The organism is Microbacterium sp. KNMS (assembly GCF_053851835.1).
This window is the reverse complement of the sequence record NZ_JBSQBP010000019.1, coordinates 51,720-74,471: the sequence shown is the minus strand read 5'-3', so window position 1 is coordinate 74,471 and position 22,752 is coordinate 51,720. Positions and strand designations below refer to the sequence as shown.

Genomic DNA, 22,752 nt, shown 5'->3' with positions numbered 1-22,752 from the left:
GGGTGCATTAGGGTAGCCTAAGCTCAGTACCCGACGCCGAGGCTCCGGCCTCACGATGAAAGGCACCCCTGTGCGTTCCACACGTGCTGTCGCGCTCGCCGCGACCCTCACCGCCGCCGCCGCCCTGACGGCCTGCGCCTCCTCCTCCGCGACCACTGACCCCGACGCGGACGCGGGTTCGCCGGCCGAGGGCTCCTTCCCGGTCGAGATCGAGCACGCGCTCGGCGCGACGACGATCGAGAGCGCGCCCGAGCGCGTCGCCGCGATCGGATGGGGCAACCACGACGCGGCCCTCGCCCTCGGTGTGGCCCCCGTGGGCGCCGACGACCAGACCTGGTCGTTCGACCAGAGCGACGGGCTCGGCCTCTACGAGTGGTCGCTCGACGCGTACGAGGAGCTCGGCGCCGAGGAGCCGGTGATCTTCGACACGTCCGCCGGCATCGACTTCGAGGCGATCGCCGACACCGCGCCCGACGTGATCCTGGCCGCTCACTCCGGGATCACCGAGGACGACTACGCGACGCTCAGCGAGATCGCGCCGGTCGTCGCGTACCCGGACGTGCCCTGGTACACGCCGTGGCGCGAGACGATCCGCCTCGACGGCGCGGCCCTCGGGCTCGCCGACGAGGCCGAGGCCCTCATCGCCGACATCGACGAGCAGATCGCCGAGGCGACCGCGGACGCGGGCTTCGAGGGCAAGACGGCCGCATTCCTGTCCCTCAGCGCGGCCGACCTCTCCACCGGCTCCGTGTACGCCGCGGGCGACACGCGCGCCGCGTTCCTCGGCGACCTCGGCTTCGACACGCCGACCATCGTCGAGGAGGCCGGAGCCGACGGGTCGTTCTACGCCGACTTCAGCGCCGAGAACGTCGACCGGCTCTCCGACGTCGACGTGATCGTCGCGTACGGCGGCGACGACCTCCTCCCGGCCCTCCAGGCCGACCCGCTGTGGAGCACGATCCCTGCGGTCCAGAACGGCGCGGTCGTCGCCGTCGGCATGGGCGATGCCCTCTCCAGCGCGGTCTCGCCGACCGCCCTGTCCATCCCGTGGATGCTCGACGAGTACGTCGGGCTGCTGAGCGACGCGGCGGCGAAGGCCGAGTGACACTCGCGGAGCACCGCACCGCCTCCGTCTCGAAGCCGGAGGCGGTGCGGCGCGTCGCCCTCGTCATCGGCGGCGTCCTCGCGATCGCCGTCGCCGCCGTCTTCTCGCTCGCGTTCGGCTCGCGGACGGTCGCCCTTCCGGAGATCCTCGAGGGCCTCGCGGCCTGGACGCGGGGGGAGGTCGCGCAGCAGCTCGGCGCGATCGCCGTGCAGGAGCGCATCCCCCGGACCGTGCTCGCGCTCGTCGCGGGAGCCGCTCTCGCGCTCTCCGGCGCGCTCATGCAGGCGGTCACGCGCAATCCCATCGCGGATCCGGGCATCCTCGGCGTCAACACCGGCGCCTCGCTGTTCGTGGTGTGCGGCATCGCCTTCCTCGGCATCTCGTCGACGTGGGCGTACCTCGGCCTCGCCCTCGCGGGTGCGAGCCTGGCCGCGGCGTTCGTCTACGTGATCGGCTCGATCGGGCCCGGCGGAGCGACGCCCATCAAGCTCGCGCTCGCCGGCGCGGCGACGACCGCCGCGCTGTCCTCGCTCGTGAGCGCCGTGCTGCTGCCGCGCGCGCAGGCGATGAACGAGTTCCGCTTCTGGCAGGTCGGCGGCGTGGGCGGCGCGAGCTGGGACACGATGGCCGTGATCGTGCCGCTGCTGGCCGCGGCCGCGCTCGTCGCCCTCCTCGCCTCGCCCGCACTCAACGCGCTCGCCCTCGGCGACGACGTGGCGGTCGGGCTCGGCGTCCGCGTCGGGCGCACCCGGGCCATCGCCGCCGCGGCCGGCGTCGTCCTGTGCGCGGGCGTCACGGCCATCGCAGGGCCCATCGCCTTCGTGGGCCTCATGGTGCCGCACGTCGTGCGTCTCCTGTCGGGCCCCGACCAGCGGTGGCTTCTCCCCCTCTCCGCCGTCGGCGGCGCCGTCCTCCTCACCCTCGCCGACACGATCGGCCGCGTGATCGGCTCGCCGGGCGAGGTCGAGGCCGGCATCGTCACCGCCTTCCTCGGCGCCCCCGTCCTCGTCCTCATCGCGCGGCGCACGCGCATGAAGGCCCTCTGACCGAAAGCCCGCCATGACCGTCCTCGCTCCCGCGCCCGCGACGCCCGACGTCGTCGAGCCGCTGCGCGCCGGCCGCCGGCGCCGCTCACGGCGCCGCGCGATCGCCCTCGCCGTGCTCGCGGTGCTGCTCGTCGCCCTGTTCGGCGCGATGCTCATGCTCGGCCGCACGATCTACCCCGTGGGCGACGTCCTCGCCGTGATCCTCGGCGCGGATGTCCCCGGCGCGTCGTTCACGGTCGGCACGCTGCGCGTCCCGCGGGCCATCGCCGGGGCGCTCGCGGGGCTCGCGTTCGGCCTGGCCGGCTCGACCTTCCAGACCATGCTGCGCAATCCGCTCGCGAGCCCCGACGTGATCGGCATCACGTCGGGAGCGAGCGCCGCAGCGGTGGTCGCCCTCGTCGTCCTGCACTGGTCGGCCGGCGCGACGATGCTCCTCTCGCTCGTCGTGGGAGTCGGCACAGCCGCCGTCATCTACGCGACGGCCAGGGGCGGGGAGTCGACCGGCGGCCGGCTGATCCTCATCGGGATCGGCATCGGCGCGATGCTCGACTCGGTCGTGGCGTTCGTCATCTCGCGCGCGGCGGAATGGGATGTCCCGGTCGCGATGCGCTGGCTCACCGGCAGTCTCAACGGCGTCAAGATGGACGACGTCGTGCCGCTCGCCGTCGCGGTCGCGATCCTCCTGCCCCTCGTGCTGCTCCTCTCGCGGGACCTGCGCGCGCTCGAGCTCGGCGACGCCTCGGCCACCGCGCTCGGCGTGCGCGTCGACCGCGCGCGCATCCTGCTCGTGCTCGCCGCCGTCGCGCTCGCGTGCTTCGCCACCGCCACCACGGGGCCCATCGCGTTCGTCGCGTTCCTGGCCGGGCCGATCGCCGCGCGCATCGTCGGCCCCGGCGCCTCACTCGCCGTGCCGGCGGCCGTCGTGGGCGGCTGCCTCGTCCTCGGCGCCGACCTCCTCGGCCAGTTCGCGTTCGACACGAAGTTCCCCGTCGGCGTGATCACCGGCATCCTCGGCGCCCCCTATCTGCTCTTCCTCCTCGTCCGCACGAGCCGCCTCGGAGGTTCCTCATGACGGTGCAGCACACCCTCGAAGCACAGTCCCTCGTCGCCGGCTACGGCGGCCGCACGATCGTCGACGGCGTCGACCTCGTCGTCCCCGCCGGGCGCATCAGCGTCATCGTGGGCGCCAACGCGTGCGGCAAGTCGACGCTGCTCAAGACCATCTCCCGGCTGATCCCCGCGCGCAGCGGCGGCGTCGTCCTCGACGGGCGCCGCATCGACGAGGTCCCCACCAAGCAGCTCGCGCGCACGCTGGGGCTCCTGCCCCAGCAGCCGATCGCGCCCGAGGGCATCGCCGTCGCCGACCTCGTCGGACGCGGCCGCCATCCGCACCAGAAGCTCTTCCGCTCGTGGACCGCCGAGGACGAGCGCGCGGTCGCCGAGGCGCTCGAGGCGACCGGCATCGCCGATCTCGCCGACCGGTCGGTCGACGAGCTGTCGGGCGGCCAGCGCCAGCGCGTGTGGATCGCCATGGCCCTCGCACAGCAGACGGGCATCCTCCTCCTCGACGAGCCCACGACCTTCCTCGACGTCACGCACCAGATCGAGGTGCTCGATCTGCTCACCGACCTCAACCGGCGCCGCGGGACGACCATCGTCATGGTGCTCCACGACATCAACCTCGCGGCCCGGTACGCCGACCACCTCTTCGCGCTCCGCGCCGGACGGCTCATCGCCTCAGGCGCACCCGGCGACGTCGTCACGAGCGAGCTCATCTCCGACGTGTTCGACCTCGACGCGCTCGTCATCACCGACCCGGTCTCGGGCACGCCCCTCGTGCTCCCCCGCGGCCGCCACCACGTGCTCCCCGCCGCGCTCACGGCCGAGCACTCCACCCCGACAGGAGTCTGACGTGTCCGACATGGAGTTCTTCCGCGTGTCCGTCGCGCGCATCGCCGACCTCACCCCCAGCTTCCGGCGCTTCACGTTCACGGGCGAGCAGCTGCACCGCTACGGCGACCCCGGCTTCGACCAGCGCATCAAGGTCGTCTTCCCGAGCGCGACGGCGTCGATCGACGACATGCCGACGGGCGAGGACTGGTACACGACCTGGCGAGAGCTCCCGGTCGATCGCCGTCCTCCGTTCCGGACCTACACGACGCGCGCCGTGCGCGGCGACCTCCGCGAGGTCGACGTCGACATGGTCGCGCACGACGTCTCGGGCCCTGCCTCGGCGTGGATCCAGAGCGCGCAGGTGGGCGACGAGCTGCTCATCCTCGCGCCGACGGTCGAGCGCGAGGGCGTGAGCCTCGGCGTCGACTTCGTGCCGCCGGCCGAGGTCGAGCACGTCCTGCTCGCGGGAGACGAGACGGCCGCGCCCGCGATCGCGGTGATCCTCGAGCAGCTCCCCCGCACCGCGCGGGGCACGGTCGTCCTCGAGGTGCCGGACGATCGCGACGCCGCCTACCTGCCCGACCACCCCGGGTTCGCGGTGCACGTGACAGGGCGCGGCTCCCGGCAGCGCAACGAGCACCTCGTGCAGACGGTGCGGGATGTCGCGCCCGCGCTGTGCGCGCCGGGCCGCGGCTCCGAGGTGGAGGAGATCGACGTCGACAGCGAGATCCTGTGGGACGTGCCGACGAGGAGGAAGGGCGCGACGGCGCTCCGGAGCGCTCCGCTCTACGCGTGGCTCGCGGGCGAGTCGGCCGGCATCAAGACGCTGCGGCGTCACCTCGTGAGCGAGCACGGCGTCGACCGCCGCGCCGTGGCGTTCATGGGCTACTGGCGTCTCGGCCGATCCGAGATCTGACCGGGGGCGCCCTCAGCTCGCGTCGAGGAGGCGGTTCGCGAGGGCCTCGTCGAGCACGACGTCGGTGGCCAGCCCCGCGCCGAGCGCGGCGCGCAGGCTCGCGAGCTTGTGCGCGCCGGCGACCACGCACACGCGACGCGGCACGCGGCGCAGGCGGTCGAGGGTCGGGCCCGTCGCGCGCGCGTTGAGCCGCACGTCGCGCCAGTTGCCGTCCGCCCGGAAGAACACCGTCGCGACGTCGCCGATGACGCGGTCCTCCGAGAGGCTCCGGTAGTCGTCCCGGTCGAGGTAGCCCCCGACGTAGACCCGGCTGGGGACCTCGGCGGACGGCGAGCCCAGGCTGAAGAGCGCGAGATCCATGCGCGCCTGCAGGTCGAGCACCCGCCGGGTGCTCCGCTCGCGCCACATCGCCTCACGCGTGGCCGGGTCGTCGAAGAACGCGGGCACCGGGAACTGCTGCACCTTCGCGCCGAACGCATGCCCGAACCGCTGCAGGATCTCGCTCGAGTACTCGACGCCGGTCGTCTGCGTGTTGCCCGCGCCGTTGAGCTGGACGACGGTCGTGTTGTGGGTCTCCTTCTGGGGGAGGTTGCGGCTCACGGCGCTCAGCGTCGATCCCCATGCGACGCCCACGATCATGTTCGAGTCGACGAACTGCGCCGTCAGACGCGCGGCCGTCATCGCGACGCGCTCGAGGCGATCGACCTCGCTCACGTTCGCGGGCACGGGCACGACGTGCGCGGCCACCCGGAACCGCTCGCTCACCCGCTGCTCGAGCATGCCCCCGCGCTCGAGCGGCGAGTTGATCCGGATGTCCACGAGCCCGATGTCCCGCGCGTGGCTCAGCAGGCGCGAGACCGACGAGCGGGACGTGCCGAGCTCGCGCGCGATCGCCTCCATCGTGCGGTCCTGCATGTAGTAGAGCTGCGCGGCCTTGAGCGCCTGCACGAGCTTCGCATCCCGGGCTCCCGGCCTCTCCGCGTCCATTCCGCCACCTCTCCGCCGCGCCCCCGCTGCACATATGTGCAGTCGAGTTGTGCACTTGTGTCCTCGGGTCCGAGGCTATACCCGAACCGACACAGAAGAGAGGTCGACGATGATCGATTCCCGTCCTTCCGCCGAGCGCCCGTCCGTCGCGGCCGTCCGCGAGACCGGCCGCACGACGGTCCTCATCATCGGCGGCGGCATCAACGGCATCTCGACCTTCCGCGACCTCGCCCTGCAGGGCGTCGATGTCGTGCTCGTCGAGCGGGGCGACTTCGCCTCGGGAGCCTCCTCGGCGTCGAGCCACATGATCCACGGCGGCATCCGCTACCTCGAGAACGGCGAGTTCCGCCTCGTCCAGGAATCGGTCCAGGAGCGCAACGGACTCCTCAAGATCGCCCCGCACTACGTCAAGCCGCTCGAGACGACGATCCCGATCTACTCGACCTTCTCGGGCATCCTCTCGGCGCCCATGCGCTTCCTCACGCACCGATCGGGCAAGCCGCAGGAGCGCGGGGCCGCGCTCATCAAGATCGGCCTGACCATCTACGACACCTTCTCGCGCGACGGCGGCATGGTGCCGCGGCACCGCTTCCTCGGCCGCCGCAGGTCGCTCGAGGAGCTTCCCGCCCTCGACCCCAGGATCAAGTACACGGCGACGTACTTCGACGCGTCGATGCACGACCCCGAGCGCCTCGCGCTCGACGTCCTGCTCGACGGCATCGCGGCGCACCCGGGGGCGCAGGCGCTCAACTACGTCGAGGCCGTCGGCCGCACCGACGACGGCGTGATCGTGCGCGACCGGGAGACCGGCGAGACGTTCCCCATCGCGGCGGACGTCGTCGTGAACGCGTCGGGCCCGTGGACCGACCTCACGAACGAGGCGCTCGGCACCGAGACGCGCTTCATGGGCGGCACGAAGGGCTCGCACATCGTCCTCGATCACCCCGAGCTGCTCGCGGCGACCAAGGGGCGCGAGATCTTCTTCGAGCACTCGGACGGGCGCATCGTGCTCATCTACCCGCTCAAGGGCCGGGTGCTCGTGGGGACGACCGACATCGACGCCGACCCGAGCACGCCGGCGGTGTGCACCGAGGAGGAGGTCGACTACTTCTTCGACCTCATCCACCACGTCTTCCCCCAGATCGCCGTCGACCGCGGCCAGATCGTCTACCGCTTCGCGGGCATCCGCCCGCTCCCCCGCCACGAGGACACCGCACCCGGCTTCGTCTCGCGCGACTACCGGGTCGAGATCGACCGCTCGGGGCGCGTCCCGCTCCTCAGCCTCGTGGGCGGCAAGTGGACGACCTTCCGCGCGCTCGGCGAGTCGCTGTCGAACACGGTCCTCGACCTCCTCGGCCGCACCCGCACCGTCAAGACGGCCGGTCGCCCGATCGGCGGCGGCCGCGACTTCCCGCGCACGCCGGCCGACCGCCGGGCGTGGACCTCCGCGCACCTCGCCGGAGCGGGCGAGCGCGCCGACGCCCTTCTCACGCGGTACGGCACGCGCGCCGCGGCCGTCTGGGACTTCATCGCCCAGGGCGACGACGCGCCGCTCGCGCGCGGCGACCTCTCCACGCGCGAACTGGCGTGGATGGTGCAGGACGAGCACGTCGTCCACCTCGCCGACGTCGTGCTGCGCCGCACGAGCATCGCCTTCACGGGAGGCGCGGACGCGGACATCCTCGACGAGCTGGCCGACGCGCTCGCGCCGCTGCTCGGCTGGGACGCCGCTCGGCGCGATGATGAGGTCGAGCAGGCCCGCACGATCCTCAACGACTTCCACGGACTCACGATCCCCGACCGCACGCGTCACTGACGCACGGTCGCAGGGGCCTCCCTCCTCGGGGCCCCGACCGGAGACATCTCCGCTCACTCCCGTGCAACGGCAGAGGGGCCGCCGCACTCACGAAAGGTCGAAGAAGACATGAACGAAGTGAACCTCGGGCTCTACTTCCTGTCCGAGATGGTCGGAACGGGGATGCTGATCCTGCTCGGATGCGGCGTCGTCGCGAACGTCGTGCTCGCGAAGAACAAGGGCTTCGGCGGCGGCTTCCTGATGGTGAACTGGGGATGGGGCCTCGCGGTCTTCGCGGGCGTGCTCGCCTCCGCGTACTCCGGCGCGATCCTCAACCCCGCCGTCGGCATCGGCCTGCTCCTCGCGGGCAAGATCACCTTCACGATGTTCCTCGTGGCCACGGCCGCCGAGCTCGTCGGCGCGATCATCGGCGCTGTCCTGTGCTGGGCGGCCTACCGCCAGCACTTCGACGTCGAGGAGGACCCCGCGAACAAGCTGGGCGTGTTCTCGACGGGCCCGGCCATCCGCTCCTACGGCCACAACCTCATCACCGAGATCATCGGCACGTTCGTGCTCGTGTTCATCATCTTCGCGTTCGCCGACTACGGCGACATCGAGGTGGGCGTGCCCGGCGGCCTCGGCCCGCTCACGGCCCTGCCGGTCGCGCTGCTCGTCGTCAGCATCGGCGCCTCGCTCGGCGGCCCCACGGGCTACGCGATCAACCCGGCCCGCGACCTCGGCCCGCGCATCGCGCACGCCATCCTGCCCATCAAGGGCAAGGGCTCGAGCGACTGGGGCTACTCGTGGGTCCCCGTCGTGGGCCCGCTCATCGGCGGCGCGATCGCCGCCCTCGCCGCACCCGCGCTCCTCGGCCTCGCCGCCTGAGCACCCGCCATCCGCATCCGCGTTCAAAGGAGAATCACCATGGCCGACTACATCATCGCGATCGACCAGGGCACGACGTCGAGCCGCGCGATCATCTTCGACAAGAAGGGCAGCATCGTCGCGACCGGTCAGAAGGAGCACGAGCAGATCCTGCCGAAGGCCGGCTGGGTCGAGCACGACCCGATCGAGATCTGGCGCAACGTGCAGGAGGTCATCGGCCTCGCGCTGAGCCGCGCAGACCTCACCCGCCACGACATCGCGGCGGTGGGCATCACGAACCAGCGCGAGACGGCCGTCGTGTGGGACCGCACGACCGGCAAGCCGGTCTACAACGCGATCGTCTGGCAGGACACGCGCACGCAGGACATCGTCGACCGCCTGGCGGCCGACGGGGGCGGCGACCGGTTCAAGCAGGTGGTCGGCCTCCCGCTCGCCACCTACTTCTCCGGCACGAAGATCACGTGGATCCTCGAGAACGTCGAGGGCGCGCGCGAGAAGGCCGAGGCGGGCGACCTCGCGTTCGGCACGACCGACTCGTGGGTGCTCTGGAACCTCACCGGCGGGACGGACGGCGGCGTCCACGTCACCGACGTGACGAACGCGTCGCGCACGATGTTCATGGACCTCGAGACGCTCGAGTGGCGCGACGACATCCTCGAGGCGTTCGGCGTGCCGCGCTCGATGATGCCCGAGATCCGCTCGTCCTCCGAGGTCTACGGCGCGGCCGAGAGCTCGTCGCTCCTGCGCGAGACCCCCATCGCCGGCATCCTGGGCGACCAGCAGGCCGCGACGTTCGGCCAGGCCGCCTTCCAGAAGGGCGAGAGCAAGAACACCTACGGCACGGGCTGCTTCCTCATCTTCAACACGGGCGAGGACATCGTCCACTCGAAGAACGGGCTCCTCACGACCGTCGGCTACAAGCTCGGCGACGGGCCGACGCACTACGCCCTGGAGGGCTCGATCGCGGTCACGGGCTCGCTCATCCAGTGGCTGCGGGATCAGCTCGGGATCATCCAGACGGCGCCCGAGGTCGAGGAGCTCGCGCGCCAGGTCGAGGACAACGGCGGCGTGTACATCGTCCCCGCGTTCTCGGGCCTGTTCGCTCCGTACTGGCGGCCGGATGCGCGCGGTGCGATCGTGGGCCTGACCCGCTACGCGAACCGGAACCACATCGCGCGCGCCGCCCTCGAGGCCGTGGCGTACCAGACGCGCGACGTGCTCGACGCCGTGAACGCCGACGCGGGCGTGGACCTCACCGAGCTCAAGGTCGACGGCGGCATGGTCGCCAACGACGCGCTCATGCAGTTCCAGGCCGATGTCCTCGGCGTGCCAGTCGTCCGCCCCGTCGTCGCCGAGACGACGGCGCTCGGCGCTGCCTACGCCGCAGGCCTCGCCGTGGGCTTCTGGAACGGCCTCGACGACCTGTCCGCGAACTGGCAGGAGGACAAGCGCTGGGAGCCGACGATGGACGAGGGCGAGCGCGACCGCCTGCTTCGGCAGTGGCGCAAGGCCGTCACGAAGTCGATGGACTGGGTCGACGACGACGTCGCGTGACCTGTGCGCACGGCGGGCCCGGAGGAGCGATCCTCCGGGCCCGCCGTCGTGTCAGGGCAGCAGGCTCTCGCCCAGGGGCGACGGGTTGACGGCGACCTCCCATCGGAAGCCGTCGGGGTCGGCGAAGTAGCCGGAGTAGCCGCCCCACGCGCGCTGCTGCGCCGCGAAGACGGCCGTCGCGCCGGCCGTCCGCGCCTGCGCGAGCACGGCGTCGACCTGCGCGGGCTCGGCGACGTTGTGCGCGAGCGTGACCGGCGGCGTGCCTCCGCGGGTGACCGCGCCGATCTCCTCCTCGGCGTGAGCGCGATCCCAGAGGGAGAGGAGGAGCCGCTCCCCCACGCGGATCATGAGCACCTCCCCGGGCGCCTCGAACTCCGCGCGCCATCCGAGTCCGTCGATGTAGAACCGCCGCGAGGCCGCGACGTCGTCGACCACGAGCGTGATGAGGCTGATCCGCTGGTCCATGGCGCCAGTCTCACACGATGAGCGGCAGGAGCGCACGCGCCGCCGCGCGCGGGGCGCGGGCGTCCCACGCGACGTGCTCGGCGCGCACCGGACCGTCGCTCACGGGCACCGCCGCGATCGCCCGGTCGTCCACCGGGACGACCCCCGGCGGCAGGAGCGTGACCGCGAGGCCCGCGGCGGCGAGGCCGCGCAGATGATCGGCCGTGCCCGCCTCGAACGCGACGTCGCGCGCGATGCCGGCCGACGCGAACGCATGATCGGACTGCTCCCGCCCTGAGGTGCCGGAGGGGAAGTCGGCGAAGACCGCGTCCGCGAGGTCGGCGAGCGAGAGGATCGCGCGGGACGCGAGCGGATGGCCGCCCGGCAGCACCGCGACCAGGGCCTCCCGTGCGAGCACCCGCGAGGCGACGCCCTCGGGCACGAGGCCGTCCCGCAGGCCGAGGAGGGCGACATCGAGCGCGCCCGCGCGCACGGCGGGCACCATCTCGTCGCTGTTGCCCATCCGCAGCTCGACGCGCACGTGCGGATGCTCCGCGCGGAAGCGCCCGAGCACCGCCGGGACGTCGACGGCCGTGACCGTCGGGATGACGCCCATGCGCAGGGTCCCGCGCACCTCTCCGGCGGCCGACGCGGCCTCCTCCCTGGCGCGGTCGGCTGCCAGGAGCGCCTCGCGCGCGTGCGCCGCGAACGCCTCGCCCGCCTCCGTCACGCGCACCGCCCTGCTCGTCCGCGCGAACAGGCGCGTCCCGATCTCGCGCTCGAGCGCAGCGATCTGGTGACTGAGGGCCGACTGCGTCACGTGGCAGCGCGCCGCGGCGCGCGTGAACCCGCCCTCCTCGATCACGGCGACGACGTAGCGCATCTGCTGGAGCTCCATCCATTCATGATCCCGCTTCATCATTCAGATGAGAAGGATGCGTTGGAATCATCGCCAGCGCGCGGCGAGGCTGGAGCCATGAGCGCTCCCGTCACCGTCCTCCTCACCGCCCTCGCGCCGATCGCGTGGGGCACGACCTACATCGTGACGAGCGAGCTCCTGCCGCCAGGGCATCCCCTCTTCGCGGCGCTCCTGCGCGCGCTGCCCGCGGGGCTCCTCGCGCTCGCGATCGGCCGCGCGCTGCCCCGCGGCGTCTGGTGGGCTCGCGCCGCGCTCCTGGGCGCGCTGAACATCGGCGCGTTCTTCCCGCTGCTCTTCCTCGCGGCCGAGCGCCTTCCCGGCGGCGTCGCCGCGGCCGTCGGCGGCGCGCAGCCGGTCATCGTCGTGCTCCTGTCGGCCGTGGTGCTGCGCACCCCGGTGCGCCAGCGGCCGCTCGCGATCGGCGCGGCCGGCGCGGTCGGCGTGGCGCTCGTCGTCCTCGGGCCGAGCGCCGCTCTCGATCCGATCGGCGTCGCCGCGGCGATCGGCGGGACCGCCTCGATGGCGCTCGGGCTCGTCCTCACGAAGCGCTGGGGGCGCCCCGAGGGCGTGGGCGCGATCTCCTACGCCGGCTGGCAGCTGACGGCGGGCGGTCTCGTCCTGCTGCCGGCCGTGCTCGCCGTCGAGGGCGTCCCCGCGCGCATCGACGGCGCTGCGGTCGCCGGGTACGTCTGGCTCGCGACGGCGGGCGGCATCGTCGCGTACACCCTGTGGTTCCGGGGCATCCAGCGGCTGCCGGCATTCGCCGCGGGGCTGCTCGGCCTGCTCTCGCCCGTGGTCGCGACGCTCATCGGCGTCGCCGTGCTCGGCGAGACCTTCACGCCCGTGCAGGCGGCGGGGATCGCGCTCGCTCTCGGCGCGCTCATCATCGGCCAGGTGCCCGCGCGGCACGCCCAGGTCGTGGGCGGGGCCTGACTCAGCCCTTGCCGAAGAGCTTCTGGATCTCGGCGAGATCGGCCTCGCTCGGCGCCGGCGCGCCCGCGCCGAGACCGAAGCCCGAGCCGCTGGGCGCGGGCGCCGCCGGCAGAGCGGCGTTCTCGGCGGCGCGCTTGGCCGGGTTGCCCGAGCGCGACCCCTGGCCCTTCTTGCCCTTCTTGCCGCGCTTGGCGGAGGCACCCGGCCGGCCCATGCCGGGCATCGCGCCCATGCCGGGGATGCTCGGGGTGCCGCCGCGGGCGACGGTCTTCATCATCTTCGCCGCCTGCTCGAAGCGGTTCACGAGCTGGTTGACGTCGGTGACCGTCACGCCGGAGCCCTTCGCGATGCGCAGGCGGCGGGAGCCGTTGAGGATCTTCGTGTTCGCGCGCTCCGCGGGCGTCATCGAGCGGATGATCGCCTCGGTGCGGTCGATCTCGCGCTCGTCGAAGTCCTCGAGCTGCTGCTTCATCTGGCCCATGCCCGGGAGCATCCCGAGCATCTTCTTCATCGACCCCATCTTCTTCAGCTGCTGCATCTGCTGCAGGAAGTCGTCGAGGGTGAACTGGTCGGTCGCGAACTTCTCGGCGACCTTCCGCGCCTCCTCCTCGTCGAACGCCTGCTGGGCCTGCTCGATGAGGGTGAGGATGTCGCCGAGGTCGAGGATGCGGCTCGCCATGCGGTCGGGGTGGAAGTCCTCGAGGTCGTCGAGGCCCTCGCCGGTCGACGCGAAGATGATCGGGCGCCCGGTCACGGACGCGACCGAGAGCGCCGCGCCGCCTCGCGCGTCGCCGTCGAGCTTCGACAGCACGACGCCGGTGAAGTCCACACCGTCCTGGAAGGCCTTCGCGGTGTTGACCGCGTCCTGTCCGATCATCGCGTCGATGACGAAGAGCACCTCGTCGGGCTGCGTCGCGCGGCGGATGTCGGAGGCCTGCTTCATGAGCTCGGCGTCGACGCCGAGACGGCCGGCGGTGTCGATGATCACGACGTCGTGCAGCTGGCGGCGCGCGTGCTCGACGCCGTCGCGCGCGACCCGCACGGGGTCGCCGACGCCGTTGCCGGGCTCGGGCGCGTAGATCGCGGCCCCCGCGCGCTCGGCGACGACCTGGAGCTGGTTCACGGCGTTGGGGCGCTGCAGGTCGGCGGCGATGAGGAGCGGCGTGTGGCCGTCCTTCTCGAGACGCTTGGCGAGCTTGCCGGCGAAGGTCGTCTTGCCCGAGCCCTGCAGGCCCGCGAGCATGATGACCGTCGGCGGGTTCTTCGCGAACGCCAGACGGCGCTGCTCGCCGCCGAGGATGCCCACGAGCTCCTCGTTGACGATCTGCACGACCTGCTGCGCGGGGTTGAGCGCCCGGTTGACGTCGTCGCCCAGCGCGCGCTCGCGCACGCGGCCCGTGAACTCCTTGACCACCTGCAGCGCGACATCCGCATCGAGGAGTGCGCGGCGGATCTCGCGCACGGTCCCGTCGACGTCCGCGGGCGAGAGCTTGCCCTTCGTGCGGAGGTTGCGGAAGGTGTCGGTGAGGCGCTCGGAGAGCGTGCCGAAAGTAGCCATGATGGGTCGATTTTACCCGGCGCCGGACGTCGACGCGCGCGGCGGGTCGGCGGGGACGGAGCCGAGCGCCTCCGCGACGACGTCGCCGAGAGAGCGCGCTCCGGGCCCGACGTGCGCCCAGTGACGCAGCGCGCTCATCACGGCCCCCGCGTACGCGGCTCCGAGCACGTCGGCCGGGATGGACGCGCGACCGGCGTGCCGCAGTGCGGCGGCGACGGTCGCGGCGATCCGCGCCATCCGCACCGCCGACTCGCGCTCGAGGTCCGCTGCGATGCCCATGGCGTCGGCGTTCGCGATCGCGAGGGCGAGCGCGTCGGGCCGCAGCCCGTCGGCGAAGGCGCGCAGCGCCTCGACGATCGCGGGCCCGTCGACGCCCGGAGCATCCAGCGCGCGCTCGAGCGCCGCGGCGCGCTCGTCGAAGCCGGCCCACAGGAGCGCCGACTTCGACGACGCGTAGTTGAAGAAGCTGGAGCGGCTCACGCCCGCGCGGTTCGCGATGTCGGCGATCGACGTCGCATCGAAGCCCTGCTCGAGGAAGAGCTCGCACGCGGCCTCGGCGAGCATCTCGAGCGAGGACGCGCGCGGTCGCCCCGCTCCCCTCGTCCTGGCCATCCGTTCCAGGCTAGCCGCCGTCAGACCGCCTGGGCGAAGCCGAGGTCGGCCGACGCCGCGATGTGCGCGAGGTGCTCGGGGATCTCCCGCCCCTTCGAGATCATCGACTGCGCCCAGAGGCGCCCTGCACGGTACGACGACCGCACGAGCGGACCCGCGAGCACGCCGAGGAACCCGATGCGCTCCGCCTCCTCCTTGAACCCGATGAACTCCTCGGGCTTGACCCAGCGGTGCACGGGGAGGTGACGCGGCGACGGCCGCAGGTACTGCGTGATCGTGATGATGTCGCAGCCCGCGTCGTGGAGGTCCTGCAGCGCCTGGACCACCTCGTGCGGCTCCTCGCCCATGCCGAGGATGAGGTTCGACTTCGTGATGAGCCCGGCGGCGCGCGCCTGCGTGAGGACGTCGAGCGAGCGCTCGTAGCGGAACGCCGGCCGGATCCGCTTGAAGATGCGCGGCACCGTCTCGACGTTGTGCGCGAACACCTCGGGACGCGCGTCGAAGATCTGCCCCAGGAGCGCGGGATCCGCATTGTGCTCGTTCGCGAGGAGCTCGACGCCCGTGTTCGGGTTGAGCTCGTGGATCTTCCGCACGGTCTCGGCGTTGAGCCACGCGCCCGTGTCGGGCAGGTCGTCGCGGGCCACGCTCGTCACCGTCGCGTAGCGCAGGCCCATCCGCTGGACGCTCTCCGCGACGCGGCGCGGCTCGTCGGTGTCGTACTCGGCCGGCTTCCCCGTGTCGATCTGGCAGAAGTCGCAGCGGCGGGTGCACTGCGAGCCGCCGATGAGGAAGGTCGCCTCGCGGTCCTCCCAGCACTCGAAGATGTTGGGGCATCCCGCCTCCTGGCACACCGTGTGCAGGTCCTCGCTCTTCACGAGCGAGTGGAGCGCCTGGTACTCGGGCCCCAGCTTGGCTGTCGTCTTGATCCAGGACGGCTTGCGCTCGATCGGCGTCTGCGCGTTGCGCACCTCGAGCCGCAGCAGGCGGCGTCCGTCGGGAGCGGCGCTCACGCGGTCACCTCCGCGTCCTCGGCGGCGAAGGCCGACACGACCGAGTCGACGACGTCGGCGGGCGAGATGATCCGGCCGGCGTGCGAGCTCATCGTCGTCACCCCCGCATCGGTGATGCCGCAGGGGATGATGCCGCCGAAGCCCTCGAGCGTGTTGTCGCAGTTGATCGCGAAGCCGTGCATCGACACGCCCTGCGCGACGCGCACGCCGATCGCGGCGACCTTCTCCTCGCGGAGCACGCCCTGCACCCACACGCCGCTGCGGCCGTCGACCTGGAACCCCTCCACACCGTGCTCGGCGAGCACGCCGATGAGGATCCGCTCGAGCCGCCGCACGTGGTCGACGACGGCGAACCGCTCGGGCAGGCGGAGGATCGGGTAGCCGACCAGCTGGCCGGGCCCGTGCCAGGTGATCTTGCCGCCGCGGTCGACGTCGACGACGGGGGTGCCGTCCTGAGGGCGCTCGTGCGGCTCGGTGCGCTTGCCCGCCGTGTACACGGCCTCGTGCTCGAGCAGGATGAGCGTGTCGGAGCGCTCGCCGGCGACCACGTCGGCGTGGATGCGGCGCTGCAGGGACCAGCCCTCCAGATAGGGAACGTAGTCGGGCGCGAGACCCGCCAGCAGGACGTCCATCACGGCGTCTCCTCCTCGGTGTTTCTGGATCCCGTCCAACAATACCCGCCGCCGCGCCCCGGGGCTGCCGGCGCCGGTAAAGTTGGACGCTGTCCACCTTTCCCGTCGAAAGCAGCCATGTCCTCACGCGCCCTGTCCGCCGCCGTCCTCGTCCTCCCCGTCGCGCTCCTCGCGGCCTGCGCTCCCGCGGCGCCCGGCGACGGCGCGGCGTCGCCATCCGCCGGCGGAACGCTCGTCTACGCGACCGGCGATGCGGAGCCCACCTGCCTCGACCCGCACGTGGGCGGCAACTACCCGCAGGCCCTGCTCAGCTCGCAGTACCTCGAGCCGCTCTTCGGCCGCGACGCGGACGGCACGATGCGACCCTGGCTCGCGACGGACTGGGAGACGTCGGAGGACGGACTGACCTGGGACATCACGCTGCGCGACGACGTCTCGTTCACCGACGGAACGCCCTTCGACGCCGAGGCAGTCAAGGCCAACATCGAGCACCTGCAGGACCCGGACACGGCGTCCTCGACGGGCTACCTGGCCGTCGAGCAGATCGAGCAGATCGAGGTCGTCGACGACACGCACGTGCGCTTCCGCCTCTCGACGCCGAAGTCCGCCCTGCTCGAGGCCCTGAGCCAGCCCTGGACGGCCATGGAGTCGCCGGCGGGCCTCGCACGCGGGCAGGAGGAGAACTGCCTCGCCCCGATCGGGACCGGCCCCTTCGTCGTGCAGGAGTGGACCCCTCAGCAGAGCGTCACGCTCACGCGCAACGAGGACTACGTCGCGTCGAACCCGCACGCCGACCACGACGGGCCCGCGCACCTCGACGGCATCGAGTGGCGCTTCATCCCCGACGCCGCCACGCGCCAGGCCGCACTCGCCTCGGGCGAGGTCGACGTCATCGACAACCCGCTGCCCGCCGACATCGTCGCGGCCCAGCAACAGGGCATCGAGCACATCGACGCGCCCCGCCCCGCCTCGTCCAACCGCATCGAGCTGAACACGGCCCAGCCCCCGTTCGACGACGTGCGCGTGCGCGAGGCCTTCATCCGCGCCGCCGACCCCACCCCCGGCATCCAGTCGCTGTTCCTCGGCACCGCCGAGCGGTCGTACTCGCCGCTGTCGAGCGTCGAGCCGCTCGCCTACTCCGACGAGGAGCTCTTCGCGACCGATCCCGACGCGGCAACGGCGCTCCTCGACGAGGCGGGCTGGACCGATGCCGACGACGACGGGACGCGGATGAAGGACGGGGCGCGCCTCACCGTGCGGTTCCCCGTCTCGACCGACCAGTCGACCGCGGCAGAGCAGTCGCTCTTCGAGCAGATCCAGGCCAACGCCGCGGCGGTCGGCTTCGACGTCGTGCTCGACCCGGTCGACCTCTCCACCTGGTACGGCGCGCTCGGCGCGCACGAGTACGAGGCCGTGAGCGCGCCCTACACGATCGTCGGACCGGACGTGCTGCGCATCCTCTACCACTCGTCCGGAACGGTCCCCGCGCCGTCGGGGTACTTCGCGAACCACGCGATGCTCCAGCTGCCCGAGCTCGACGCGGCCCTCGACGCCGCGGCGTCGACGCTCGACCCCGACGAGCGCGCCGAGCGCTACACCGAGGCGCAGCGCATCGTGCTCGAGAGCTTCGCGATCCTGCCGCTCTACGACCAGCAGAACCACTTCCTCGTGGGCGGCGCGACGGGCGTCACGACCCTCGGCACGGTGGCCACGCCCACGTTCGTGAACGCGCGCCTGGCCGATTGAGCCGGATGGCCGCCCTGCGCTGGATCGCCGCGCGCCTCGCGCGCGCGGCGCTCGTGGTCTGGATCGTCGCGACGGTCGTCTTCTTCGCGCTGCGCGCGACGGGCGACCCGCTCGAGGCGATCCTGGGTGGCCCCGGATCCCAGGCCGGGCCCGAGGCGGTCGCCGCCGCGGAGCGCGCGTACGGGCTCGACCAGCCGCTCGTCGTGCAGTACGCCGTGCAGCTCGCGCGGGTCGCGACGCTGCAGCTCGGCGACTCCTATGCGCGCCGCCAGAGCGTGGCCGAGCTCATCGGGCAGCAGCTGCCCTCGACGCTGCTGCTGGCCGTGCTCGCCCTCGGTCTCGCGTGGGTGCTGGCCGTCGCCGGCGCGATCGTCGCCACGTCGGCCCGCGGCCGTGCGGGCCGCGTCGTCGGCGCCGCGCTCCGCGGCGTCGAGGTGACCGCGACGGTCATGCCGCAGTTCTGGCTGGGCGCGGTGCTCATCCTCGTCTTCGCGTCGACGCTCGGCGCCCTCCCCGCCACGAGCGCCGGCAGCTCGCCCGCCGAGCTCGTGCTCCCGGTCGTGACGCTCGCGATCCCGATCGCCGGCTTCCTCGCCCAGGTCTCCCGCGATGCGCTGCTCGAGGCCGATCGCGCCCCGTTCGCGACCACGGCGCGGGCTCGGGGCGCCGGCGAGCCGCGCGTGCTCCTGCGCCACACCCTGCGGCACGCCGCGCTGCCCGCGATCGCGCTGTCGGGATGGGCCTTCGGCAACCTCCTGAGCGGAGCGGTCGTCGTCGAGGTGCTGTTCGCGCGCCCGGGTCTCGGCCGACTGCTCCAGGAGGCCGCGCTCGCGCGGGACGTGCCCGTCGTGATCGGCGCCGTCTCGATCGTCGCGCTCCTCTACGTCGCGGTCGTCGTCCTCTCCGACGCGGCCGAGCTGCTCGTCGACCCGCGCCTGCGCGGTCCGCGGCCGGGTGCCGTCCGCATGCCCGACGTGGCGGTGGGCTCGTGAGGTCGCGCCTCGGCTGGTCGGGCGCGGCCGCGCTCGCGTGCCTCGCTCTCCTCGGCGTGGCGATCATCGCGCCGTCCGTGCTCGCGCCGCAGGATCCGCTCGCGATCGACCCGGCATCCGCGTTCCGCCCGCCCTCCCCCGGCCACCCGCTCGGCACGGACGAGTCGGGGCGCGACGTGCTCGTCCGCATCGTCCACGGCGCGGCGGCGTCGGCGGGCATCGGCGTCTGGGCGACCGCGCTCGGCATCGGCCTCGGCGTCGCGATCGGGTTCGCCGCCGGCCTCGGTCCGCGCTGGCTCGAGGCGGCCCTCGGGCGCGTGGTCGAGGTGCTGTTCGCCCTGCCCACGCTCGTCATGGCGCTCCTCCTCGTCGCGGTGCTCGGCCCCGGCACCCAGAGCTCGGTCCTCGCGATCGGGCTCGCGACCGCTCCGGGCTATGCGCGGATCCTTCGCTCGCGGGTGCGCGGCGTTGCGCGCAGCGACTACGTCGCCTACGCGCGGCTCGAGGGGACCCCTCCCCTGCGCGCCTTCGCGCGCCATATCGCGCCCAACACGCTCTGGCCCCTCGTCGCGACGGCGACCCTCGGCATCGGGCAGGCCATCGTGTGGGTGTCGGCCCTCAGCTTCCTCGGGCTGGGCACGCCGCCGCCGTCGCCCGAATGGGGCGCCATGCTCGACGCGGGCCGTGTCTACATCTCGTACGCCCCGTGGCTGACGATCTTCCCTGGCCTCGCGATCGTCGCCACCGCCACGGCGCTCACCGTCGTCGGCCGCCGCCTGGGAGGGGCAGGCCGATGAGCGTGCTCGACGTCGCCGATCTGCGCGTGCGCCTGCGCGGGGCGGGCGAGGTGCTGAAGGGGATCGACCTGACGCTCGACGCAGGCGAGTGCCTCGCCGTCGTCGGGGAGTCGGGCGCGGGCAAGTCCGTGCTCGCGCGGACGCTCCTCGGCCTCACCCAGACGACGCCCGGCGCCGCGGTCACGGCATCGCGTCTCGCGTTCGCGGGGCGGGACGTGCGGCGGCTCGGCGGGCGCGGATGGCGCCTGCTGCGGGGCGCGGACATCGCACTCGTCCTGCAGGACGCGCTGCAGTCGCTCGACCCCCTGCGCACGATCGAGGACGAGGTCGGCGAGGCGCTCGCGGTGCGCCGCGTGCCGCGGCCCGAGCGCAGGCGCCGCGTGATCGCCGCCCTCGAGAGCGCGGGGCTGCCCGATGCCGCCGGCCGGCTCCGGCAGCGTCCCGGTGAGCTCTCGGGCGGCATGCGCCAGCGCGCGCTCATCGCGTCCGCCATCGTGGGCGGCGCGCGCGTCATCGTCGCCGACGAGCCGACGACGGCGCTCGACGCGACCACCGCGGTCCGCGTGCTGGATCTGCTCGCGCGCCTGCGGGACGAGGGGGCGGCTCTCCTCCTCATCAGCCACGACCTCGGCGCGGTCGCGCGTGTCGCGGACCGCGTCGCGGTCCTCGACGCCGGACGCATCGTGGAGGCCGGCGCGGCCGAGACCGTCCTCGCCGCGCCGACCCACGCGGTCACGCGCGCGCTGCTCGCGGCGCGTCCTCGCGGGCCGCGGCCCGCGCCATCCTCCCCTGCCGGCCCCGTGCTGCTGCGGGGCGAGGGCCTCGTCCGGCGGTATCGCGGGCCATCCGGCGCGCCCACGGCGGCCGTGGACGGCGTGGACGTCGTCGTGCGCCGCGGCGAGACGCTCGGCGTCGTCGGCGAGTCGGGCTCGGGCAAGTCGACGCTCGCGCGCCTCCTCATCGGAGCGGAGGCGCCCGATGCGGGTCGGCGGGTGCTCGCCGCCCCGGCGCCGCGCGTGCGCCTCGTCCCGCAGGATCCGCTGGCCTCGTTCGACCCGCGCCACGACGTCGCGCGCATCCTGCGGCACTCTCATCGGGATGGCGCACCCGCGCCCGCGAAGCTGCTCGCGCGGGTCGGCCTCGACGCGTCGATCCTCGCGCGGCGCCCGGCGGAGCTGTCCGGAGGGCAGCGCCAGCGCGTCGCCATCGCCCGGGCTCTCGCGGGCCGTCCCGACGTGCTCGTCTGCGACGAGCCGGTCTCGGCGCTCGACGTCACGACGCAGGCCGGCATCCTCCGGCTGCTCGACGGCCTCCAGCGCGACGAGGGCCTCGGCATCGTGTTCATCTCGCACGACCTCGCGGTCGTGCGCCTCGTCAGCGACCGCGTCGCCGTGATGCAGGACGGGCGGATCGTCGAGACGGGCGCCACCGAGGACGTCTACGCCTCGCCGGCGCACCCCTTCACGCGCGAGCTCATCGCGGCGTCGCGCTGAGGCGCGCTACTCGGCGCTCGTGACCGAGTGGATGCTGCCGTCGCTCGTGAGGTTCACGAGCAGCACGTCGTCGGTCGCGTCGGGGTCGAGCGCGTACTCGAGCACCGCGAACGGGTCGGATCCGCCGTGCTCGTCCGCGAGGATCGTCATGCTCATGAGATTGAGCGAGCGGATGATGTCGACCGCCGGATCGCCGGAGATGTCGACGAGGAAGTCCTCGAGGCCGTCGCCGAGCGTCTCCTGCTGCATGAGGATGTACTCGGTCACCTCGCTCGCGCGGTTGTCGACCTCGCCGAGCATGGCGATCCGGCTGCGGCGGTCGACCTCCTCGAGCGACGACACGATCGCCGCGGCGGCGTCCAGCGCCTCCTGCGACACGTCCTCCTGATCGGGCGCCGTCAGGTCGACGGACACGGTCTGGTCGCCGAGCTCGACGTTCTCCGACCAGAAGATCGAGCCGTCGGGACCGGACTCCAGCAGTCCGAAGAAGTCGTGTTCGATCGCCATGTCGCTTACTCAACCATCCGAGCCGTCAGTCGACAAGCGACGCGGCGAACACGTGCGGCGTGAAGCCCGTGAGGTCGCCGATCCCCTCGCCCTGACCGAGCAGCTTGACGGGGATGCCCGTGCGCTCCTGCACCGCGAGCACGAAGCCGCCCTTCGCCGATCCGTCGAGCTTGGTGAGGACGAGACCGGTGACCCCGGCGTGCTCGAGGAACGCCTGCGCCTGCATCACGCCGTTCTGCCCGGTCGTCGCGTCGAGCACGAGGAGCACCTCGCTGATGGGGGCCTGCTTCTCGATCACGCGCCGGATCTTCGTGAGCTCGTCCATCAGGCCGCCCTTGGTGTGCAGGCGGCCGGCGGTGTCGACGAGCACGATCTCCGTGCCCGTGCGCTTGGCGTGGTCGATCGTCTGGAAGGCGACGGACGCCGGATCCTGCCCCTCGCGCTCGGGGCGGACGATCGCTGCCCCGCCGCGCTCCGCCCACGTCGCGAGCTGGTCGACGGCGGCGGCGCGGAACGTGTCGGCCGCGCCGACCACCACCGACCGGTTGTAGCGGCGCAGGAAGTGCGCGAACTTGCCGATCGTCGTGGTCTTGCCGACGCCGTTCACGCCGACGACGAGCACGACCGCGGGGCGCTCGGTGAGCTTGAGCGTGGTGTCGAATCGCGCGAAGTGCTCCTCGAGCGTCTCCTTCAGCATCCGCTGGAGGTCCTTGGGGTCGGTCGTGCGGTACCGATCGACCTTCTCGCGGAGCTCGTCGACGATGCGCTCGGTGATCTCGGGGCCGAAGTCCGCCGTGATGAGAGCCGTCTCGAGGTCCTCCCACGTGCCCTCGTCGATCGTGGGCTTGACGAACATCCCGCGCAGCGCGCGCCCGAGTGACCACTTCTCCGCCATGCTCCCAGCCTAGTTCGCGGCGCGCGGGCGGCC

At 72.8% G+C, this 22,752-nt stretch carries 22 protein-coding genes; 13 read left to right on the top strand and 9 right to left on the bottom strand.

From position 1 onward, the window contains the following. The first annotated feature begins 70 nt into the window (after positions 1-70). The 5 genes from ACWXWW_RS12705 to ACWXWW_RS12685 are packed head-to-tail and all read left to right on the top strand — an operon-like array spanning position 71 to position 4,960. Positions 71-1,105 carry an iron-siderophore ABC transporter substrate-binding protein gene (locus tag ACWXWW_RS12705; protein ID WP_455970156.1) on the top strand — a complete coding sequence of 345 codons (1,035 nt, stop codon included), beginning with the start codon at positions 71-73 and terminating at the stop codon, positions 1,103-1,105. Continuing rightward, the gene (locus ACWXWW_RS12700; RefSeq protein ID WP_455970155.1) at positions 1,102-2,151 is read left to right on the top strand and encodes a FecCD family ABC transporter permease; all 1,050 of its coding nucleotides are present in this window, start codon (positions 1,102-1,104) and stop codon (positions 2,149-2,151) included. Before ACWXWW_RS12705 ends, ACWXWW_RS12700 begins: the two co-directional genes overlap by 4 nt. Before the next feature lie 13 nt (positions 2,152-2,164). Further along, a complete protein-coding gene (locus ACWXWW_RS12695) occupies positions 2,165-3,223 on the top strand; it encodes a FecCD family ABC transporter permease (RefSeq protein WP_455970154.1) in 1,059 nt (352 codons plus the stop codon). Beyond that, on the top strand, positions 3,220-4,062 hold the full coding sequence (locus ACWXWW_RS12690) for an ABC transporter ATP-binding protein (protein WP_455970153.1): 843 nt from the start codon (positions 3,220-3,222) through the stop codon (positions 4,060-4,062). Before ACWXWW_RS12695 ends, ACWXWW_RS12690 begins: the two co-directional genes overlap by 4 nt. Positions 4,063-4,072: 10 nt before the next feature. Then, positions 4,073-4,960, top strand: a complete 888-nt coding sequence (locus ACWXWW_RS12685) for a siderophore-interacting protein (protein ID WP_324014883.1) — start codon at positions 4,073-4,075, stop codon at positions 4,958-4,960. Positions 4,961-4,972: 12 nt separating this feature from the next. On the opposite strand, the gene ACWXWW_RS12680 is transcribed toward ACWXWW_RS12685, so the two are convergent. Next, positions 4,973-5,947: a sugar-binding transcriptional regulator gene (locus ACWXWW_RS12680; protein ID WP_455970152.1), complete on the bottom strand. Its 975-nt coding sequence runs from the start codon at positions 5,945-5,947 to the stop codon at positions 4,973-4,975. A gap of 109 nt (positions 5,948-6,056) precedes the next feature. Between ACWXWW_RS12680 and ACWXWW_RS12675 the strand changes: the two genes are divergently transcribed. From ACWXWW_RS12675 to glpK, 3 genes are all read left to right on the top strand, one after another. Beyond that, complete coding sequence (locus ACWXWW_RS12675) at positions 6,057-7,763, top strand: glycerol-3-phosphate dehydrogenase/oxidase (RefSeq protein WP_271171711.1); 1,707 nt, start codon at positions 6,057-6,059, stop codon at positions 7,761-7,763. 108 nt (positions 7,764-7,871) lie between these two features. Then, complete coding sequence (locus ACWXWW_RS12670) at positions 7,872-8,627, top strand: MIP/aquaporin family protein (RefSeq protein ID WP_324011437.1); 756 nt, start codon at positions 7,872-7,874, stop codon at positions 8,625-8,627. A 39-nt stretch (positions 8,628-8,666) separates the two neighbouring features. Beyond that, complete coding sequence (glpK, locus tag ACWXWW_RS12665; protein WP_455970151.1) at positions 8,667-10,181, top strand: glycerol kinase GlpK; 1,515 nt, start codon at positions 8,667-8,669, stop codon at positions 10,179-10,181. Positions 10,182-10,232: 51 nt separating this feature from the next. On the opposite strand, the gene ACWXWW_RS12660 is transcribed toward glpK, so the two are convergent. Next, the gene (locus ACWXWW_RS12660; protein ID WP_455970150.1) at positions 10,233-10,646 is read right to left on the bottom strand and encodes a VOC family protein; all 414 of its coding nucleotides are present in this window, start codon (positions 10,644-10,646) and stop codon (positions 10,233-10,235) included. A gap of 10 nt (positions 10,647-10,656) precedes the next feature. Then, on the bottom strand, positions 10,657-11,523 hold the full coding sequence (locus ACWXWW_RS12655; protein ID WP_455970149.1) for a LysR family transcriptional regulator: 867 nt from the start codon (positions 11,521-11,523) through the stop codon (positions 10,657-10,659). A 78-nt stretch (positions 11,524-11,601) separates the two neighbouring features. Here ACWXWW_RS12655 and ACWXWW_RS12650 point away from each other — a divergent pair, with 78 nt between their 5' ends. Then, the gene (locus tag ACWXWW_RS12650; RefSeq protein ID WP_455970148.1) at positions 11,602-12,477 is read left to right on the top strand and encodes an EamA family transporter; all 876 of its coding nucleotides are present in this window, start codon (positions 11,602-11,604) and stop codon (positions 12,475-12,477) included. A 1-nt stretch (position 12,478) separates the two neighbouring features. Here the strand turns inward: ACWXWW_RS12650 and ffh are convergent, their stop codons facing one another. Genes ffh through lipB form a run of 4 tightly spaced genes read right to left on the bottom strand, consistent with a single transcriptional unit; the run spans position 12,479 to position 16,292 of the window. Beyond that, on the bottom strand, positions 12,479-14,035 hold the full coding sequence (gene ffh / locus ACWXWW_RS12645; RefSeq protein WP_271171705.1) for a signal recognition particle protein: 1,557 nt from the start codon (positions 14,033-14,035) through the stop codon (positions 12,479-12,481). A gap of 12 nt (positions 14,036-14,047) precedes the next feature. Next, positions 14,048-14,647, bottom strand: coding sequence for a TetR/AcrR family transcriptional regulator (locus tag ACWXWW_RS12640; protein ID WP_282977601.1), 600 nt, complete (start codon positions 14,645-14,647; stop codon positions 14,048-14,050). A gap of 20 nt (positions 14,648-14,667) precedes the next feature. Next, positions 14,668-15,657, bottom strand: a complete 990-nt coding sequence (lipA, locus tag ACWXWW_RS12635) for a lipoyl synthase (protein WP_271171703.1) — start codon at positions 15,655-15,657, stop codon at positions 14,668-14,670. Continuing rightward, the gene (gene lipB / locus ACWXWW_RS12630; protein WP_271171702.1) at positions 15,654-16,292 is read right to left on the bottom strand and encodes a lipoyl(octanoyl) transferase LipB; all 639 of its coding nucleotides are present in this window, start codon (positions 16,290-16,292) and stop codon (positions 15,654-15,656) included. Before lipB ends, lipA begins: the two co-directional genes overlap by 4 nt. A gap of 114 nt (positions 16,293-16,406) precedes the next feature. Here lipB and ACWXWW_RS12625 point away from each other — a divergent pair, with 114 nt between their 5' ends. Genes ACWXWW_RS12625 through ACWXWW_RS12610 form a run of 4 tightly spaced genes read left to right on the top strand, consistent with a single transcriptional unit; the run spans position 16,407 to position 21,317 of the window. Continuing rightward, positions 16,407-18,035: an ABC transporter substrate-binding protein gene (locus tag ACWXWW_RS12625; protein ID WP_455970147.1), complete on the top strand. Its 1,629-nt coding sequence runs from the start codon at positions 16,407-16,409 to the stop codon at positions 18,033-18,035. Positions 18,036-18,040: 5 nt separating this feature from the next. Beyond that, the gene (locus ACWXWW_RS12620; RefSeq protein WP_455970146.1) at positions 18,041-19,027 is read left to right on the top strand and encodes an ABC transporter permease; all 987 of its coding nucleotides are present in this window, start codon (positions 18,041-18,043) and stop codon (positions 19,025-19,027) included. Continuing rightward, entirely contained in the window at positions 19,024-19,824 is an 801-nt protein-coding gene (locus tag ACWXWW_RS12615) for an ABC transporter permease (protein WP_421075674.1), read from the top strand. The genes ACWXWW_RS12620 and ACWXWW_RS12615 overlap by 4 nt, the downstream gene beginning before the upstream one ends. Beyond that, positions 19,821-21,317 carry an ATP-binding cassette domain-containing protein gene (locus ACWXWW_RS12610; protein ID WP_455970145.1) on the top strand — a complete coding sequence of 499 codons (1,497 nt, stop codon included), beginning with the start codon at positions 19,821-19,823 and terminating at the stop codon, positions 21,315-21,317. The genes ACWXWW_RS12615 and ACWXWW_RS12610 overlap by 4 nt, the downstream gene beginning before the upstream one ends. 6 nt (positions 21,318-21,323) lie before the next feature. Here the strand turns inward: ACWXWW_RS12610 and ACWXWW_RS12605 are convergent, their stop codons facing one another. Continuing rightward, positions 21,324-21,824, bottom strand: coding sequence for a DUF2004 domain-containing protein (locus ACWXWW_RS12605; protein WP_271171697.1), 501 nt, complete (start codon positions 21,822-21,824; stop codon positions 21,324-21,326). Between the two features lie 25 nt (positions 21,825-21,849). Then, the gene (gene ftsY, locus ACWXWW_RS12600) at positions 21,850-22,719 is read right to left on the bottom strand and encodes a signal recognition particle-docking protein FtsY (RefSeq protein WP_271171696.1); all 870 of its coding nucleotides are present in this window, start codon (positions 22,717-22,719) and stop codon (positions 21,850-21,852) included. Positions 22,720-22,752: the final 33 nt, after the last annotated feature.

Bases quoted from the DNA above. Each gene is read 5' to 3' on its own strand.
- ACWXWW_RS12620 (WP_455970146.1), top strand. From the start codon at position 18,041: ATGGCCGCCCTGCGCTGGATCGCCGCGCGCCTCGCGCGCGCGGCGCTC.
- ACWXWW_RS12685 (WP_324014883.1), top strand. From the start codon at position 4,073: ATGGAGTTCTTCCGCGTGTCCGTCGCGCGCATCGCCGACCTCACCCCC.
- ACWXWW_RS12605 (WP_271171697.1), bottom strand. From the start codon at position 21,824: ATGGCGATCGAACACGACTTCTTCGGACTGCTGGAGTCCGGTCCCGAC.
- ACWXWW_RS12695 (WP_455970154.1), top strand. From the start codon at position 2,165: ATGACCGTCCTCGCTCCCGCGCCCGCGACGCCCGACGTCGTCGAGCCG.
- glpK (WP_455970151.1), top strand. From the start codon at position 8,667: ATGGCCGACTACATCATCGCGATCGACCAGGGCACGACGTCGAGCCGC.
- ffh (WP_271171705.1), bottom strand. From the start codon at position 14,035: ATGGCTACTTTCGGCACGCTCTCCGAGCGCCTCACCGACACCTTCCGC.
- ACWXWW_RS12625 (WP_455970147.1), top strand. From the start codon at position 16,407: ATGTCCTCACGCGCCCTGTCCGCCGCCGTCCTCGTCCTCCCCGTCGCG.
- ACWXWW_RS12610 (WP_455970145.1), top strand. From the start codon at position 19,821: ATGAGCGTGCTCGACGTCGCCGATCTGCGCGTGCGCCTGCGCGGGGCG.
- ACWXWW_RS12670 (WP_324011437.1), top strand. From the start codon at position 7,872: ATGAACGAAGTGAACCTCGGGCTCTACTTCCTGTCCGAGATGGTCGGA.
- ftsY (WP_271171696.1), bottom strand. From the start codon at position 22,719: ATGGCGGAGAAGTGGTCACTCGGGCGCGCGCTGCGCGGGATGTTCGTC.
- ACWXWW_RS12690 (WP_455970153.1), top strand. From the start codon at position 3,220: ATGACGGTGCAGCACACCCTCGAAGCACAGTCCCTCGTCGCCGGCTAC.
- ACWXWW_RS12650 (WP_455970148.1), top strand. From the start codon at position 11,602: ATGAGCGCTCCCGTCACCGTCCTCCTCACCGCCCTCGCGCCGATCGCG.
- ACWXWW_RS12660 (WP_455970150.1), bottom strand. From the start codon at position 10,646: ATGGACCAGCGGATCAGCCTCATCACGCTCGTGGTCGACGACGTCGCG.
- ACWXWW_RS12640 (WP_282977601.1), bottom strand. From the start codon at position 14,647: ATGGCCAGGACGAGGGGAGCGGGGCGACCGCGCGCGTCCTCGCTCGAG.
- ACWXWW_RS12655 (WP_455970149.1), bottom strand. From the start codon at position 11,523: ATGGAGCTCCAGCAGATGCGCTACGTCGTCGCCGTGATCGAGGAGGGC.
- ACWXWW_RS12680 (WP_455970152.1), bottom strand. From the start codon at position 5,947: ATGGACGCGGAGAGGCCGGGAGCCCGGGATGCGAAGCTCGTGCAGGCG.
- ACWXWW_RS12675 (WP_271171711.1), top strand. From the start codon at position 6,057: ATGATCGATTCCCGTCCTTCCGCCGAGCGCCCGTCCGTCGCGGCCGTC.